Source organism: Rheinheimera nanhaiensis E407-8 (genome assembly GCF_000296695.1).
Taxonomy (GTDB): Bacteria; Pseudomonadota; Gammaproteobacteria; order Enterobacterales; family Alteromonadaceae; genus Alishewanella; species Alishewanella nanhaiensis.
Genome location: NZ_BAFK01000032.1, coordinates 1 through 17,125 on the forward strand (window position 1 = coordinate 1; position 17,125 = coordinate 17,125).

A 17,125-nucleotide genomic window follows, 5' to 3' on the forward strand; every position below is an offset into this window, starting at 1 on the left:
CTTAGCCAAATGGCTGGGCTGGGGAGAAGGCTCAATGAGTATCAAAGCGGTTAACCTGCCGTTGCTGCCATCGGACGCAACCCTTTACCACTAAGGCTGGTGTTTTTAGCACCAGCAAGGTAGCTTAAACAGCATTAAGTCACCGATGGCGGTATCACAATGAAAAAAACGCTTCTAGCTACCTTAATCAGCCTCAACAGTTTTGCGGTGTTTGCTACTGCTGATCTTAACAAGCTTATCCAGCAAGATTACCAGCAGCATTTAGCCCCTTTATTCAAACACTTTCATCAACACCCCGAGCTGTCACATATGGAAACCCAAACCGCGAAACGGCTGGCGCAAGAGCTGCGCACCGCTGGCTTTGAGGTGACCGAAGGCGTTGGTAAAACCGGTGTGGTAGCCATGCTGAAAAACGGTCCCGGCCCTTTGGTGATGATGCGTGCTGATATGGACGGCCTGCCGGTGCAGGAGAAGTCGGGCTTATCTTATGCGTCGGTTGCTAAACAAACCGATTGGGACGGCAATGAAGTCTACGTGATGCATGCCTGTGGCCATGATGTGCATATTACCAGCCTGGTCGGTACGGCGCGGCGCATGGCAGCGATGAAAGAGCAATGGTCTGGCACGTTAATGCTGGTAGGGCAGCCGGCTGAAGAGCGGGTGGGTGGCGCCAAAGGCATGATGGCAGACAATATCTGGGGCCGCTTTGGCCAGCCAGACTATGCGTTGGCGTTTCATGTGTCCTCTGAAATTGAAGCCGGTAAAATCGTCGCCGTTGAAGGCTCACCCTATTCAGGCGTCGATACCGTCGATATTATCGTGCACGGCATAGGCGCTCATGGTGCCAGCCCACACCGGGGTAAAGACCCGATAGTGCTGGGCGCACAAATTGTTCTGGCGTTGCAAACCATCATCAGCCGCGAAATTGCCCCCAAAGAGCCGGCACTGATTACCGTTGGCGCCTTTAATAGCGGCACCAAACATAACATTATCTCTGATCAGGCTCACCTGCAGCTGACTGTACGGAACGATAATCAGGCAACGCGCGACTATTTAATGGCTGCCATTAAACGGGTGGCAGAAAACCTGGGCCGCGCCGCCGGTATGCCAGAAGATAAACTGCCGGAAGTGCGCATTACCGACGAGCCCACCCCGCCAACGGTGAACGACATACCACTGACACAGCGGCTAAAAAAAGCCTGGGCCGCCAATATGGGCCAACAGGTGTTCGACGAAAGTTATAAACGTTTGGGCATGGGCGCAGAAGATTTTCCGTTTTTTACCACTGATCCTTATATTCCCAGCACCTATTTTGCTGTCGGCGGCACGCCAGCCGAGGCCTTTGCGGCCGAGAAAGCCGGCGGCCCGGCCGTGCCCAGCCACCATAGCCCGCTGTTTAAAATCAGCCCTGAGCCGGCAGTCACCAAAGGCGTGGAAGCCACGGTAATTGCGCTGCTGGAGTTAATGCCGAAGGCGTAATCCGGTTCCGCCGATATAATCAGGCAGATTATCCAAATAAGCAGAAAGCACCTGTCACTGCTGTTTTTTTCAGCAGCGACAGGTGCATTTGCATTGCTTTCTGCTACAATGCCGCCCCTTTTGCAGGCTATGGCCCGCAGTATTATGTTTTGCGGAGCGCCAGCATGAGCAATACCCCGTTTTCCAGCCTGAATTTACCTGACGCACTAGTCAGCAACCTGACCGATTTAGGCTACAGCAGCATGACAGAAATCCAGGCGCAGGCACTGCCGGCTATCCTGGCCGGTCAAGATGTTATCGGCCAGGCGAAAACCGGCTCGGGTAAAACCGCGGCCTTTGGTTTGGGCCTGCTGGCCAAGCTGGACGTCAAGTACTTCCGCGTACAAAGCCTGGTGCTGTGCCCCACCCGTGAACTGGCCGATCAGGTCGCCAGCGAGCTGCGCAAACTAGCGCGCAGTATTCACAATATTAAAATTTTAACCCTGTGTGGTGGTGTGCCTATTGGCCCGCAAATCGGCTCGCTGGAGCACGGTGCCCATATTATTGTCGGCACGCCGGGCCGGGTGATTGATCATTTAGACAAAGGCCGCCTTAACCTGGACGATTTAACCACCTTAGTACTGGATGAAGCCGACCGCATGCTGGAGATGGGCTTTAGTGCCGATTTAGACGCTGTGATTGCCAAAGCGCCCGCTGCGCGGCAAACCCTGCTGTTTAGCGCGACTTACCCCAGCGCTATTGCCAGCTTAAGTGAGCGTTTACTACGCACACCCGTGCGGGTCACGGTGGAGCAGCAGCACAACACCAGCAGTATCGAACAACGCTTTTATCAGCTAAGCCATAACAACGATAGGCTACAGGCATTACAGACTTTGCTGCTCAGTTATCAGGGCCAAAGCAGCATGGTGTTTTGCAACACCAAGCGTGAAACCCAGGATGTGGCCGACGCTTTAGCCGATGCTGGTTTTAGTGTGCTGGCGCTGCACGGCGATATGGAGCAAAAAGATCGTGACCAAACGCTGGTGCAGTTTGCCAATGGCAGTGCCTGTATTTTAGTAGCGACCGACGTTGCCGCGCGCGGGCTGGATATCAGCAGTGTGGATGCGGTGTTTAACTACCAATTAGCACATGATGCCGATACCCATACCCACCGCATTGGCCGCACCGGCCGCGCCGGCCAAACGGGTATAGCATTAAGTTTATTTACCGCCAGCGATGCCGGCAAGTTGGTGGCGCTGGAAGATGGTTTAGGCATAAAAATTGAGCCGGCGGCTCTGCCGGCGAGTCATTCTGCCCAGCAACCCGCAAAACCGCAGATGGCCACCTTGCAGCTGGACGGCGGTAAAAAGCATAAGATCCGTGCCGGTGATATTGTTGGCGCCTTAACCGCCAGCAAACAGCTGACCAATGACGATTTAGGCAAAATTCAGCTGCATGATATCTGGAGCTTTGTCGCGGTAAAACGCAGCAAACTTAAGCTGGCACTGCAACTGCTGCAGCAGGGCAAGATTAAAGGTAAAAGCATTCGCGCCCGCCTGCTGTAAAGCTGACAGCCAACTGTTGGTGTACCAGCTGACAGCCGGGGAATGTGCAGACGCTGAAAAATAAGCAAAAATTTGCTTTGCTACTGACATAGGGTTGTCAGTAGCATGTCTCACAATGATGCTGTTAAAGTTTGGAGGACAGCATCATGCACCAGTTGGAACCTGCCATCGCACAATTTATTCAGGCACATAACCGCCACGATACCGCAACATTAGTGTCGTTTTTCGATCCCGAAGCCGTGGTACTGGCGCAGGGCCAGATTTGGGTGGGGCATGCCGCTATCTGGTGCTGGCAACAACAGCAACCTGTCAATCACCGGCTGGAAATTACTGCAGTGCGTCGCCACTTCGGTGAGTTCTATTTGCAAACCCGCTGGCACAGCGCCGCTAACGATGCTGATGATTGTCAGTATGTGTTTGCGCTGCAAGATGGCAAAATAAGCCGGTTAATCGTGCAAACCAAGAGTCAGACCAGATGAACCGGGTAGATCGGCTGCTAGCCCTTATTTTGTATTTACAAAGCCGGCGTTATTGCACAGCAGAAATGATGGCCGAGCATTTTGGTTTAAGCATTCGCACTATTTATCGCGATCTGGCGGCGCTGACAGAGGCCGGTGTGCCGGTACTGGCAGAAACCGGCCTCGGCTACCGGCTGATGAAAGGCTATATGCTGCCGCCGGTGAATTTCTCCGAACCGGAGGCCATGGCGCTTAGCACCGGCCTGATGCTGGCGCAGCGGATGACCAGCCAGAGTTACCTGCAACTGATGCAAAGCGCGCTGGACAAAGTGAAATCGGTATTACCGCCTGATGCAAAACAGCGGCTGGAGCATCTGGCCCGGGCGATGGCAACCCCGGCCAATACCCCGCCAATGCAAGCCGATCTTAGCGTGTTGCAGCAAGCTATTGCCCGGCAGCAGTTAGTGCAGTTCAATTATCAGAAAGCCGATTTAACGGTCACGTCGCGCCAGGCCGAACCCGCCGGTTTACTGTATTATCTTGGCCGCTGGCATTTTATAGGCTGGTGCCGGCTGCGTAGCGCCTACCGCGATTTTCGTACCGACCGCATCAGCAAACTGACCGTATTAACCGAAACGGTCACCAGCCGCGGCGATTTCAATGCGCAAAGCTTTATCCGGCAAAATATGCCGCAAGCATCACTGCGCGCCAGAGTACGTTTTACTGCCGTGGCTGCTGACCGCGCTAAGCGGGAATGGTGGCAGGGTATTAGCCATGAATTGCCAACCGCTGAAGGTATAGTGCTGACGCTGAACAGCAGCGACTGGCACAGCCTGGCCAGCTGGCTGCTTAGTTTGGGTAGCAGCGCCCAGATACTAGAGCCTGCAGAGCTGATTAGCGAAATTCGCCAGCAAAGTGCAGCCATACTGGCGCAGTATCCCGTGTGATAATGCAAAGCCGCTGGTAATTAAACCTGTGGCTTTTGCTGGCGCAGCGCCTTGGTGGCACCGCGCTGCTTTTTATGCTCCAGCCGCCGTTGCTGGCTGCCGTAAGTGGCTTTGGTGGCAATGCGCTTTTTCGCTACCCGCGCCACCGACTGCACCAGTGCAATAAACTGCGCTAACGCCTGCTCCCGGTTCATCTCCTGGCTACGGCTTTGCTGGCATTTAATAATAATTTTGCCGCTTTGGGTAATACGATGATCAGCTTTGGCCAGCAGCCTATCTTTATAAAACGCCGGTAAACTCGACGCCTTAATATCAAAAATCAGCTGCGCGGCTGTCGATACCTTATTCACATGCTGGCCACCGGCACCACTGGAACGGATAAACTGCCATTCCAGCTCGTTATCGGCCAATATCACACTGTTTGAAATCTCAATTGCCATTGGTCACCGCTGTATTGCCAAGCTGAAGTGGATCAGACCACAAGCGGGTGCCGGATACAAGCCAAGCACCTTAGCCTAAAGTCTATGCACCTTAAGTCTAAGTTCGTTAACACAGGTTTTTAGCTACAGTAGTTACCAAGAAATGAGCTTTAATTGGTGCGGAGATCTCCAATGACAACACAAGCCAAACAAGACTACCAACAGCTGTACCAGCAAGCGGCCAATGCCCCTGAAACCTTCTGGCAACAGCAGGCGGCTAAACTTAACTGGTATAAGGCGCCACAACAGATATTACAGCAGCAGGATGCTGCGCATTATCAGTGGTTTAGTGACGGTGTGTTAAACACGGCTTACCTGGCGCTGGACAGCCAGGTTGAACAAGGCCGCGCGGAGCAAACGGCGCTGATCTACGACTCGCCGGTGACTAACAGCCAGCAACGCTTTAGTTACCGTGAGCTGCGCGATGAGGTCGCCCGCTTTGCCGGCGTGTTAAAGGCGCTGGGTGTACAAAAAGGCGACCGGGTGGTGATCTATATGCCGATGATCCCCCAAGCCGCCATTGCCATGCTGGCGGTGGCACGCTTAGGCGCGGTGCATTCAGTGGTATTCGGTGGCTTTTCCGCCCACGAACTGGCGCTACGTATTGATGATGCCAAACCCAAGGTGGTGCTAAGCGCCTCGTGCGGTATCGAGATCAGTAAGGTTATTGCCTATAAACCCTTATTAGACGATGCCATTAATAAAGCCGCACATAAGCCGGCACATTGCGTTATTTACCAGCGCCCCCAGCTAAAGGCAGAGCTGCAAGCCGGCCGCGATCTGGATTGGCAGCAAGCGCTATTAAAAGCCGAACCGGCAGCCTGCGTGCCGGTAAAAGCCACCGATCCGCTGTATGTGCTGTACACCTCGGGCACTACCGGTAAGCCAAAGGGCGTAGTGCGCGATAACGGCGGCCATGCGGTAGCGCTGCATTACAGCATGCAGGCAGTGTATAACACCAAACCGGGCGATGTGTTCTGGGCCGCGTCCGACGTGGGCTGGGTAGTGGGCCACTCTTATATTGTCTATGCGCCGCTAATCGCCGGCTGCACCACAGTGTTGTATGAAGGTAAACCGGTATTTACCCCCGATGCCAGCGCATTTTGGCGGGTGTGTGCCGAGCACAAGGTGAATATTTTGTTCGCCGCGCCCACCGCCTTTCGCGCGATCCGCAAAGAAGACCCCGAAGCGGCGTTGCAGCAATATGACTTATCAGCGCTGCGCACCATTTTTATGGCCGGCGAACGGCTGGACCCGGCGACATACCAATGGGTGGTCGACAAACTGCAAAAGCCGGTGATAGACCATTGGTGGCAAACCGAAACCGGCTGGCCCATCGCCGCCAACCCGGCGGGTATTGCCCTGCTACCGGCCAAACCCGGCTCATCTACCGTGCCGGTACCGGGTTTTAATGTGCAGATCCTCGATGAAGCCGGCCAGCAGGTAAAAGCCAATGAGCAGGGCTATATTGCCTTAAAGCTGCCGCTGCCGCCGGGCTGCTTAACCACTATCTGGGGTAACGATGCGCGCTTTGTCGACGGTTATCTGGCCACCTTCCCCGGCTATTACGCCAGTGGCGATGGCGGCTATATTGACGATGACGGTTATCTGTTTGTGATGGGCCGCACTGATGATGTCATCAACGTGGCGGGGCATCGTCTGTCTACCGGCGAAATGGAGCAAATTGTCGCCAGCCACCCGGCCATTGCCGAATGCTGCGTCATTGGTATTCCCGAGCCGATTAAAGGCCAGCAGCCGATGGCACTGGTACTGATTAAAAACGGCGTTGAGGTAGACGAAACCATTTTAGAAGCCGAGCTGGTCGCCATGGTACGCGAGGAAATTGGCGCCCTGGCCTGCTTTAAAAAGGCGCTTATTGTCAAACGCTTGCCAAAAACCCGCTCCGGCAAAATATTGCGTAAGTTACTGCGGCAAATTGCCGATGGCAGCCAGTACAGTGTGCCGTCAACCATAGACGATCCGGCCAGCCTGCCGGAAATTGCTCAGCTGATGCAAGCGCGCGGCCTGCTAAGCGGCAGCTAAGTGAATCAGTTAATGAGAGGGCGGGGTTTTCACCGGCTTTTTACAGTGCTGGGCTAACAAGCGCTCTAACTCACGCAGCTGCTGCTGTAACCTTTGGCCGTGGGCGGCATCGTAAGGTTGACGCAACTGTTTACGCAGCTCCAGCCGCTGCTGGTTTAGCGTGATACACTCGGCCTGGCTAAACTGCGGCGCGGCCCACAGAGAAATATGTGACAACAACAAAGTACAGTATAAAATTCGGCGCAATGGCATATTTATCAACCCTGTAAATTTACTACAGTGAACGCTAGCATGTTTTAGACAACGGAATTGCGTTATTTATGATATCCGCGTAAAAAGTGGGATTAGATTACTACCTTTCCCCAGAAATAAAGTCTAGAAATAGCTAATGAGCATATTCCTAAAAGTGTTTAATCGATTTGTCCGTAACACAAAGAAGAGCAGCTCTCTGCCTTCGCATTGCACTACCACTAACGCCAAGCTTACTGAAACTGAGCGTCACCTTGAAGTCAGCTTCGCGTGCAGTCAGTTGGTGGATATCACTGCCATCGCGAAAGAAATCGACAGACTAGATGCAGAAATTCGCCAGGCGCAGTTAACCAATGTTACTCTTGCCTCTTCTATAGCTTCAAAACAAACGTCTACTGTGCGCTCGACCAAATCTAGCGGATAAGCCAGTGGTGGTTTCGTTTTAATCCACGCGCCTGCGTGAGGCGCGACTTAATTCAGCAAACGAACAAAGACAAGTTATATTTGTTTCAATCCACGCGCCTGCGTGAGGCGCGACGCTGAATGCGGGGTTCGCGATCAATGTTTCAATCCACGCGCCTGCGTGAGGCGCGACACGGGTACTACCGACCCAAGAGCGCATACAGCAGGTTTCAATCCACGCGCCTGCGTGAGGCGCGACCAGGGTTATATCGGCCATAACGTAGCCGACAGACAGTTTCAATCCACGCGCCTGCGTGAGGCGCGACCGGCGATGACGCTGTGCAGATTTACGCCAAGCCTGTTTCAATCCACGCGCCTGCGTGAGGCGCGACCTGCTGCGGAAGTTGCCAGCACCTACGTTGTAGTGGTTTCAATCCACGCGCCTGCGTGAGGCGCGACCTGGGCGCAAGTTGTGCCGAGGGTTCACGCGCTGTTTCAATCCACGCGCCTGCGTGAGGCGCGACCTGTTCAAAGTTGAAAGGCGTGTACACGTGGTAGTTTCAATCCACGCGCCTGCGTGAGGCGCGACCAGCGGCGGGCTGGTCAGTACCGGCAAATCAAACAGTTTCAATCCACGCGCCTGCGTGAGGCGCGACTAGCAGCTGCAGCTTTGACTATAGCCCTTGCTCCGTTTCAATCCACGCGCCTGCGTGAGGCGCGACCAAGTTTAGCTAACGCCACATTTACGGCATACAAGTTTCAATCCACGCGCCTGCGTGAGGCGCGACACCGCGCCCTTGCTCTGGTGGTTAAGGCAAAGCTCGTTTCAATCCACGCGCCTGCGTGAGGCGCGACTGTACGTTAAGTTAACCGCTAACGACTACCTGCTTGTTTCAATCCACGCGCCTGCGTGAGGCGCGACTAAGGGGTAGATAGCATGGGATTACGCGCACAAGTTTCAATCCACGCGCCTGCGTGAGGCGCGACCTCAAGCGGCAATAAAGTGGCGGTGCGTAATTATGTTTCAATCCACGCGCCTGCGTGAGGCGCGACCACGGGTTCTTGTGCGCCTATCACCTTTGTTGGTGTTTCAATCCACGCGCCTGCGTGAGGCGCGACACCTGGTGCAGAACATCCGCAACGGCCGTAGCTGGTTTCAATCCACGCGCCTGCGTGAGGCGCGACCGTGAAAAAGGCATGATTTCGGCAGCCGGCAAATACGTTTCAATCCACGCGCCTGCGTGAGGCGCGACGTCCTGCTCTATGGCTCCGTTCTCAGTGTAGCCGTTTCAATCCACGCGCCTGCGTGAGGCGCGACAACTACGCCTTTGTCGAAAGCCCGCTGACGCTCTGTTTCAATCCACGCGCCTGCGTGAGGCGCGACCCAGGGGGGTGATATCGTAGCTAATAAAGCGGTGGTTTCAATCCACGCGCCTGCGTGAGGCGCGACGCACCCAGCCTGCACCTGCAGCTGGTAGAGCTGGTTTCAATCCACGCGCCTGCGTGAGGCGCGACATGGTGGAGGGCGACTTGGCCGAAATGGACCCGGTTTCAATCCACGCGCCTGCGTGAGGCGCGACCCCCTAAACAGGCTGCCGCAAAAGGTATGCCGGACGTTTCAATCCACGCGCCTGCGTGAGGCGCGACCGCAGCTGCAGAAGTACCAGCCGCGCCAGTGGCCGTTTCAATCCACGCGCCTGCGTGAGGCGCGACATTGCAGCGCACTAACACGCCAAGGTTAGAAGGGCGGTTTCAATCCACGCGCCTGCGTGAGGCGCGACGATAAGCAAGTTATACTTAACTCGATTGGCAGAAGTTTCAATCCACGCGCCTGCGTGAGGCGCGACTTTAATAGCAACCACAAAGATGCGGTAAAGTTGGTTTCAATCCACGCGCCTGCGTGAGGCGCGACGGGGCGATCAATGTGGACGGGTGCCGGGTTGGTGTTTCAATCCACGCGCCTGCGTGAGGCGCGACGCGATGCACTAAGGCAAACAACAGGCAGTACCCGTTTCAATCCACGCGCCTGCGTGAGGCGCGACGGATTATCATTTTGTTTCTCCGCGTGCTTTGGCTAGTTTCAATCCACGCGCCTGCGTGAGGCGCGACCTCGGAGTTGTTGAGCTTAATATGCCTTTACTGCGTGTTTCAATCCACGCGCCTGCGTGAGGCGCGACAGCTGATGGCGCTGTGTTTTCAGTTGCTGGCGGCGTTTCAATCCACGCGCCTGCGTGAGGCGCGACGTAAAGCAGCCGTGGCGCCTGGTAACGCCTTGGCGTTTCAATCCACGCGCCTGCGTGAGGCGCGACACCGTAACGTCACCCCACCCGCGCAGGTCAGTGTAGGTTTCAATCCACGCGCCTGCGTGAGGCGCGACTTGGCGCGACGCTGGTATCCAGTGCGCAAACGTACGTTTCAATCCACGCGCCTGCGTGAGGCGCGACGCCCTGCTTGGCTCCCTGCCTTTGAACACGACGCGTTTCAATCCACGCGCCTGCGTGAGGCGCGACCCTGCTTTTATCCTCCTCAAGCACCGCAGCAACGCGTTTCAATCCACGCGCCTGCGTGAGGCGCGACGCTCGTCGCCGTCTTGGTGTTTATGTAATGGCCCGTTTCAATCCACGCGCCTGCGTGAGGCGCGACGTCTAAAATCTGCTCTCTGGATATAGACAACGCAGTTTCAATCCACGCGCCTGCGTGAGGCGCGACATGTTAACTTTTTAGGCGGTGGTGTTATCCACGCAGTTTCAATCCACGCGCCTGCGTGAGGCGCGACTTAAACGACTTGCTACCGAATGCCGCTATAAGTTGTTTCAATCCACGCGCCTGCGTGAGGCGCGACCTTTTTCGTTACGGTCTTTCTTCCCACACTAGCGAGTTTCAATCCACGCGCCTGCGTGAGGCGCGACTGGCTGCTTTGGTGGTATTTTTACCAACCATGTCGTTTCAATCCACGCGCCTGCGTGAGGCGCGACTCACCAACATATAGCGCAGCAGCGCTGACAAACTGTTTCAATCCACGCGCCTGCGTGAGGCGCGACGTCGATATTAGCCAGCGGTACACTACAGTGCAGGTTTCAATCCACGCGCCTGCGTGAGGCGCGACATCACACACCCCACTGATATTTTTTACCATCAACCGTTTCAATCCACGCGCCTGCGTGAGGCGCGACGATTCACCATGCAAGCGACCCGCTATGCTCAGAGGTTTCAATCCACGCGCCTGCGTGAGGCGCGACGGCCACGCTACAGGCTGACTTTATATCCATACCCGTTTCAATCCACGCGCCTGCGTGAGGCGCGACCTAAGTTGGTGAAATCAGCACTTGATGTAAAACCCGTTTCAATCCACGCGCCTGCGTGAGGCGCGACAACCGCCAATAACTCAGCCTCAAGCTCATTGATGGTTTCAATCCACGCGCCTGCGTGAGGCGCGACTAACTTGTAAGCCGATTTGTGATAAAAGACACCGCGTTTCAATCCACGCGCCTGCGTGAGGCGCGACCTCTGTTAGCTCGCTTGCTACTGAGAATTGCGCCGTTTCAATCCACGCGCCTGCGTGAGGCGCGACATGGCGAGAGCTGCGATGCATCACAAGGAGGCCGTTTCAATCCACGCGCCTGCGTGAGGCGCGACGTTTACAGCTTTCTGCTCGCTGTAATACTGATACTGGTTTCAATCCACGCGCCTGCGTGAGGCGCGACTGTACCACATATTTTTTACGTGCGGCGCTATATGTTTCAATCCACGCGCCTGCGTGAGGCGCGACAAGTTGCGCCATCAGCTGCTATGACGCGGTTGGAGTTTCAATCCACGCGCCTGCGTGAGGCGCGACTTGATAACTCAGCGGCAATGTCTTTAGTGTCCTGTTTCAATCCACGCGCCTGCGTGAGGCGCGACTGCCTTTTTGCAAAGGCGGGTGTAGTCTAACGCTAAAATGTATTTAGCGCTAACCCACAGAGATTATTCAAATAACGAACGTAAAAATACAACGGGCTTACATTTAACTTTTAAATTCAGTTAGTAAGCCCGCCGCTAAAGATCCGGCTTTTTAAAGAGCACTACCGGTTAGCGATTAGATAATCAGCGTATCGGCAAATAAATCCAGCGCCGTTTTGGCGCCATGGTGTTCTACTTTACTGCGCCAGCTTTTACCCAGAATATAAAACCGCAGGCTATCAACTTCTTCATCGTACGTAGCCAATAACTCAGCTTTCAACCTGACCCATTGCGCCGGGTCGATATCACACTCAAACACCGAGTACTGCACACGGGTGCCGTAGTCCTGACAAATTTTGGCAATACGTCTTAACCGGGCTTTGCCATCTTCTGAACTAAAGGATACGTCGTAGGTAATTAGTACCATCATAAAAGAGCTACCTGCTACTTACTAAAAAAGGGTGGATACTCAGCTAGGTCACCACGCAGGTGCCGGGCCAGCAACATCGCCTGAATGTAAGGCAATAAACCGATTTCAACGTCTTCGCCCAAAAAAGCATGCTTAATGGTTTGCTGTTTGCGGCTTTGGTATTCCTGCAGTACTAGTTTGCGGGCGTCGTCTTTTAGCTTTACTGCGCCACCGGCTTCTGTCACAAAATCTGTTGCTTTAAGTTGTTGCCGGTTCAGTAGGGTTAGCACTAAACGATCAGCGATAAAAGCACGGAACTCCTCCAGCAAATCCAGCGCCAGGCTGTCTCTGCCTGGCCGTTCCTGATGCAAAAAACCTACCTGCGGGTCAAGCCCTACGCCTTGCAAAGCCGCACTGATATCATTACCCAGCACTGAATAGATAAACGACAACAGCGCATTAATAGGATCAGTTGGCGGCCGCCGCACCCGGCCGCTAAAGTTAAAGCCTTTTGCACTGCCGGTGAGCAGTAAACTAAACACTGAGAAATAGCGCGCTGCGGCATCGCCCTCGTAACCACGAATTTTATCCAGATTAGTCGCCAGCTTTAACGTATCCAAAATATGATTAAGTGCCGTTATCTGAGCAGTTAATTCAGGCAATACCCCATGGTTACGCTGCTGGCGCTGCAATACCTGTTTTTGCATCTGTATTTTTGCCGCTACGATATTGCGGGCAATAGCGTGTGGATCTTCATCCGCTTTGCGATACTGGCTTCTGCGCAACAACACATTACCGGATTGCTTGCCCTGAATTCTGGCCAGAAAGCGGCCATATTCAGTAAAAAATGCCAGATTCACCGCGTTTTCACCACAAAACCCCATAACCTGTGGCGAAACCATAACATTACCAAAACAAAAAATAGCCCCTATGCCGTGGATAGGTAACTGCGCCGCTTTTTGTTTATTGATATCAATAACCAGGGTTTCGCGCTCTTTATGCAAATAAGCGCCCTGTGTATTGATATACAAACTATTCTGCAGTTTTTTCATCTGTATCATCCGTGGCAAAGAGCTTTTTTACATACTTGCGGCTGTTGTCTTGTTGCAGCAATTTAGGGTTGCATAAGTCATACAAACTACAGGCATGGCAATGCTTGCCATATACCGCTTTGGGCGTTTGGCCCGACGCCAGCATGGCTGCTACCTCAGCAATTACCTGCAAGGTACGCAAGCGCAGCTCAGCACTAAAGGTAATTACCTGGCGATGCCGGGTTTGGTGGTACCACAAGGCGCCTTCAGGCACAGATTGCCCGGTCATTTCTTCCAGGCACAGTGCTTGGGCACAGAGTTGAATTTCATCCCAATCACCGGGTTTGGGTTTACCGCGTTTGTACTCTACCGGGCATAATTTGCCGCTGGATAAATCACGCTCCACTAAATCCAGCTTACCGGTTATGCCCAGCTTGGGCGCTGCCACCTGCACACCGCGTTCAAACCGTACACCTTTGCGGGTTTCCGGTTCACCGCTGTCTACCCGCTCATGCAGTAAGTTGCCTTGTGCAGTCAGAAAATTATCGGCCCACACTTGCTCGTTATGTATTAGTGCACACTGGCGGGGGCAAAAAGCAAAATGCTGTAAGGCCGCCAGTGGCACTAAACGCCGGTCAGCATCAGAAGCCATCAATCTCTTCTGGCGTTAACCCTTCCAACTGACTTAGTTCATAACTACCATCAGCTTTGACATTCAGCGTTCTGTGTACCTTGGCAGATGAATACTGCCCGGCCTTGCTGCTATGCTGCCACCAAATCACCTTTTCAACCGCCATAGAACCTTCTGGCCGGGCAGAGGACGCGTCGCCTTCAAACAATTTCGGCAGTATCGATTTAAGCGTATTCGCATCTGCGTCACTAAAACCAGTTTTTTCAGCCAGTTGTGGTGACATAGCACCGAAAGCTACGTAAACGGCATTATCAACCCGGTGTTTCATACCCATAGTATCCGAGCCTTTTTTACTGCCATCACCATCACCACTAACACTTTTGGTGATCTGCGTACTGGTAATACTTACCGGCTCAATACTAAAGGCAGAATGAATGCTAACCGGCCCACGAATGGGAATAGATACACCGTCTTTTTCTTCGCTTTTAAACGCAAATAACTGGCCAAAGGCACGGACGTCAAACCAGGTTTCACATGCCAGTTTTGCTGCATCTTCTGGTTTTGTCTTCTTCGCATTCAGCACATCTTTACCTAATACACCTTCTGCTCTTGCCCGCAGGCTTGGGTAGCCATCGGTTTTCTTTTCGTCCGATTGCACAAAAATAGCCTGGCCAGCATCTTGTAAGCGATCGCGCGTTTTGCGCTTTAAACATACATCGGTAATTTCGCCAAAGCCGTCATAATCTGTCCGTGGCCGGTTACCATTTAACGGGTCGCCATTTGGGTTAGCGTTTTTTACTGAAAAAATAATGGCGAAATCGATTTTATTTTGTAAGCTCATGCTGTTTTCCTTATTCTGCTGCATCTGCGGTGTCTGCCGCGTCTTTTTTACTATTTAGTACTAAGCGCTGGCAGTGAAAACCCAGTAAAAACTCACCGCTTAACGCTTTGTCTGATTTAAATTCTGTAGTATCGAAAGCTGACTGAATGCTATCCAGCAAGTCTTTTCGTAGCTTCAAAAAACCGGGGCTAACATTTTGCAAACGATGCATATAGGGCTTTAGTGCCAGCTCTAAATTGCGCCAGGTGGAAAACGGCCTGTCGGCAAAGCGCTGCATTAAACGGTCTGCCGTGGTGTTACGCTTTTCACCCGCTTTGTAAAGCGCATAGGATTCAATATTTTCAGCTACCGCCAATAAGCGGCCATATAAATAGTCCCGTGAGGTACTGCTTTCATCTAATGCCATGGCATAGTCCTTTTGGTATTTAATATGAGGTGTACGTTTGCAAAAGCCTTTATAAAGCGCGCAGGCAATACCTAAGTTTTGCTCCCAGCGCCATGTTTCATCACTTTTGTAAGCTAATCGATTGGTTGCCCGTTTAATGGCATAGGTAACAATATCTACCGGCAAGGGCCTGCCTTCTACAATGCAGGGTAGCAGGCGCTCGGTAAGGTTTTTCTTCAGTGAATCAGTGCTTTTTAAAACATCACCGTAAACGGCATCCCAAATTTTATAAGGTGCAGGGGCGCAGGCCGACCAAATCGTTTTCTCGACAGCTTTACTTTTATTCTCACTGTTCAGCGTTATTTTATGCCGCTGTGGCCAGGCAAAATCCTGATACCACTTTTCCAGTGAGTCTAAAAACTCTTCAGCAATAGTTTCTCGATAGTAAATAATCCCCATGCGCCCCGGGGTTGCGGAATCCAACCCTAAAATACAAATGCTCTCGTTACGCTCGAGCTCTCCCTTACCCGTACCTTTCAGGTGACTTTTCAGGTTTAGCGCATAGCTTTGGCCTAAATCCAGTGAGTGATCTTTTTCAGGTAGAGTTTCTGTACTTAACAGATCCCACGGATCAGAGAATGGATTTGGTATTGTTTTGCCCGATACGGCCCAGCTAACATAGGTTTGATCGCCATTGCGAAAACTCTGGCGCCCAAGTAACCAACGCAACGCGTTATGTGCTTTTTGGGTAACATCAAAACTCACTGCCGCAGCCTGGCCGCTATTGGTAAATTTGCCTCTGAAAGTAAAGCCACCACTATCGTTGGCAGAAATTAATTTTGCTTTATCACCACTGTGCCTTATTTTGGCCGGGTGGTTTGATGCTAAAACAGTTTGCTCGCCCTTTACCAAACATAATCCCGGCTTGCCACCATTTAAGCTGTCAAAATTAATCCAACTTTGCTGAATGGCCGGATCAAGCCAGGTTTTAGACTGTGCAATACCAGGCATTTCCACTGTCCAGCACACCAATGCCGAACCTTGATCCAATGAACCGGCTTCTTTTGGTAAAACTTTGAATAACAAAGGCGCCTCTGCTGAGGATTGCCACTTTGTTAGTAAAACACCGTTTTCGGCGTGTAGTACGCCATGTTGCAGCAGATCCGCAACTACAGTTCGCTTACCAACATACCTGTGGATAGCTTCAATAGCGGGTAAAACGAATTCAGATTTGCACCATCCACTAAGTTGTTCAAAATAAAGTTCAAACCCTGCCTTTTTTAAACCACCAAATTGCTCATAGTCGCCTGCTACATACTGAATCTTGTCTGCCAGAGCATGGGGTGCTAGCCCACTTGCTCTGCCTGCTGACTGCTCTGTCGCTGGCAAAACCAATTGTGTTTTTTCCAGCACGGAAGCCCGCAGAAAAGAGCCATTGCCGTCAATAACAATATTGATATGAGCGTTCTGCGGAGTATGGCTAACCGGCATTAACTGTTGTTCCTGCGGTAAATCTGCAGATAACTGCTGCGCTTGTTCATAGGTTTCATATAGCCGTGCTAACCAACTCATACTGCTGCCTCCAGCTCATCCACAGCCTGTTGATTAACATCAAGCGCAAATTCCTTTGGTTGCATCTCGCGGACAAAGCGTCTGATCTGACAATCTTCCGGGCGGGGAAAAGTAACAATGCCATGTTTCATAGTGGCGTGCCAAAACCGGCTGTGTAATTCGTTAATACCGGTTTCATCTGGGTAATCAAAACCGTGAAACATTAAACCAAAACCCAGCTCGTCAATATTGTCGTAAGCACCAGAGCCTTCACCAAATTCACAAGGCTCAACGTAGGCCTGGCAATCACGGGTACCCAGAAAGATATCCTGCCGCCCACCTTTTTCCAGCACCCGTGTAGCGATACTAAAATGCTTGCCGTCTATTCTGTCTGCAGCAAGCTCAGGCCGGTGTTCATTCCACTCGAAATGCGCCTCCACCTGATACTCAACATCATGCAAAAAGGTATAGATCGCCAGGCTATTACCACCGCCCCAGTTCAGCGGCTTAGTGCCTTTTGTTTGGGTGCGAAGAGGCTTAAGCACTCTGACTCTGTCGACATACCAGGTAAGCGTTGGCTTCCAATAAATAGATTTTAAAACGCCCTTTAATGCCTCATAGGTTGGCAGGTGATAAGAGCATTTCTCACCGCCTACTTTAGTAATCGGGTCAGTAAATAATGCATAGCGCCCCCGTAGACGAAAACTAATGCTGTTTTTCATTGGTTTTGTCGTCAT

At 52.5% G+C, this 17,125-nt stretch carries 13 protein-coding genes and 1 CRISPR repeat array; of the genes, 5 read left to right on the forward strand and 8 right to left on the reverse strand.

The annotated features are described in order from the left end of the window. Positions 1-159: 159 nt before the first annotated feature. The 4 genes from RNAN_RS17395 to RNAN_RS17410 all read left to right on the forward strand — a co-directional run bounded on the left by RNAN_RS17395 (position 160) and on the right by RNAN_RS17410 (position 4,428). On the forward strand, positions 160-1,479 hold the full coding sequence (locus RNAN_RS17395) for an amidohydrolase (RefSeq protein WP_008224233.1): 1,320 nt from the start codon (positions 160-162) through the stop codon (positions 1,477-1,479). Between the two features lie 164 nt (positions 1,480-1,643). Continuing rightward, on the forward strand, positions 1,644-3,023 hold the full coding sequence (dbpA, locus tag RNAN_RS17400; protein ID WP_008224235.1) for an ATP-dependent RNA helicase DbpA: 1,380 nt from the start codon (positions 1,644-1,646) through the stop codon (positions 3,021-3,023). Between the two features lie 146 nt (positions 3,024-3,169). Then, positions 3,170-3,502, forward strand: a complete 333-nt coding sequence (locus tag RNAN_RS17405) for a nuclear transport factor 2 family protein (protein WP_008224237.1) — start codon at positions 3,170-3,172, stop codon at positions 3,500-3,502. Next, the gene (locus RNAN_RS17410; RefSeq protein WP_008224238.1) at positions 3,499-4,428 is read left to right on the forward strand and encodes a helix-turn-helix transcriptional regulator; all 930 of its coding nucleotides are present in this window, start codon (positions 3,499-3,501) and stop codon (positions 4,426-4,428) included. The genes RNAN_RS17405 and RNAN_RS17410 overlap by 4 nt, the downstream gene beginning before the upstream one ends. 20 nt (positions 4,429-4,448) lie before the next feature. Here the strand turns inward: RNAN_RS17410 and arfB are convergent, their stop codons facing one another. Next, positions 4,449-4,868, reverse strand: coding sequence for an alternative ribosome rescue aminoacyl-tRNA hydrolase ArfB (arfB, locus tag RNAN_RS17415; protein WP_008224240.1), 420 nt, complete (start codon positions 4,866-4,868; stop codon positions 4,449-4,451). Positions 4,869-5,039: 171 nt separating this feature from the next. On the opposite strand from arfB, the gene RNAN_RS17420 reads away from it, so the two are divergent. Then, positions 5,040-6,950 (forward strand): propionyl-CoA synthetase, encoded by a 1,911-nt coding sequence (locus tag RNAN_RS17420; protein WP_008224242.1) that lies wholly within the window; start codon positions 5,040-5,042, stop codon positions 6,948-6,950. A gap of 9 nt (positions 6,951-6,959) precedes the next feature. Here RNAN_RS17420 and RNAN_RS17425 read toward each other — a convergent pair whose 3' ends face one another. The 7 genes from RNAN_RS17425 to cas5c form a co-directional block, all read right to left on the reverse strand. Beyond that, entirely contained in the window at positions 6,960-7,202 is a 243-nt protein-coding gene (locus RNAN_RS17425; protein WP_008224244.1) for a hypothetical protein, read from the reverse strand. 436 nt (positions 7,203-7,638) lie between these two features. Further along, a CRISPR array of direct repeats spans positions 7,639-11,501; the repeat unit is 32 nt; unit sequence GTTTCAATCCACGCGCCTGCGTGAGGCGCGAC. Positions 11,502-11,676: 175 nt separating this feature from the next. Next, positions 11,677-11,970, reverse strand: a complete 294-nt coding sequence (cas2, locus tag RNAN_RS17430) for a CRISPR-associated endonuclease Cas2 (RefSeq protein WP_008224250.1) — start codon at positions 11,968-11,970, stop codon at positions 11,677-11,679. A 14-nt stretch (positions 11,971-11,984) separates the two neighbouring features. Further along, positions 11,985-13,001: a type I-C CRISPR-associated endonuclease Cas1c gene (gene cas1c, locus RNAN_RS17435; RefSeq protein ID WP_008224251.1), complete on the reverse strand. Its 1,017-nt coding sequence runs from the start codon at positions 12,999-13,001 to the stop codon at positions 11,985-11,987. Continuing rightward, the gene (gene cas4 / locus RNAN_RS17440) at positions 12,982-13,632 is read right to left on the reverse strand and encodes a CRISPR-associated protein Cas4 (protein WP_008224252.1); all 651 of its coding nucleotides are present in this window, start codon (positions 13,630-13,632) and stop codon (positions 12,982-12,984) included. Before cas4 ends, cas1c begins: the two co-directional genes overlap by 20 nt. Beyond that, entirely contained in the window at positions 13,622-14,452 is an 831-nt protein-coding gene (gene cas7c, locus RNAN_RS17445; protein ID WP_008224253.1) for a type I-C CRISPR-associated protein Cas7/Csd2, read from the reverse strand. Before cas7c ends, cas4 begins: the two co-directional genes overlap by 11 nt. A gap of 10 nt (positions 14,453-14,462) precedes the next feature. Beyond that, the gene (gene cas8c / locus RNAN_RS17450) at positions 14,463-16,409 is read right to left on the reverse strand and encodes a type I-C CRISPR-associated protein Cas8c/Csd1 (RefSeq protein ID WP_008224255.1); all 1,947 of its coding nucleotides are present in this window, start codon (positions 16,407-16,409) and stop codon (positions 14,463-14,465) included. Then, positions 16,406-17,125, reverse strand: coding sequence for a type I-C CRISPR-associated protein Cas5c (gene cas5c, locus RNAN_RS17455; RefSeq protein WP_008224256.1), 720 nt, complete (start codon positions 17,123-17,125; stop codon positions 16,406-16,408). Before cas5c ends, cas8c begins: the two co-directional genes overlap by 4 nt.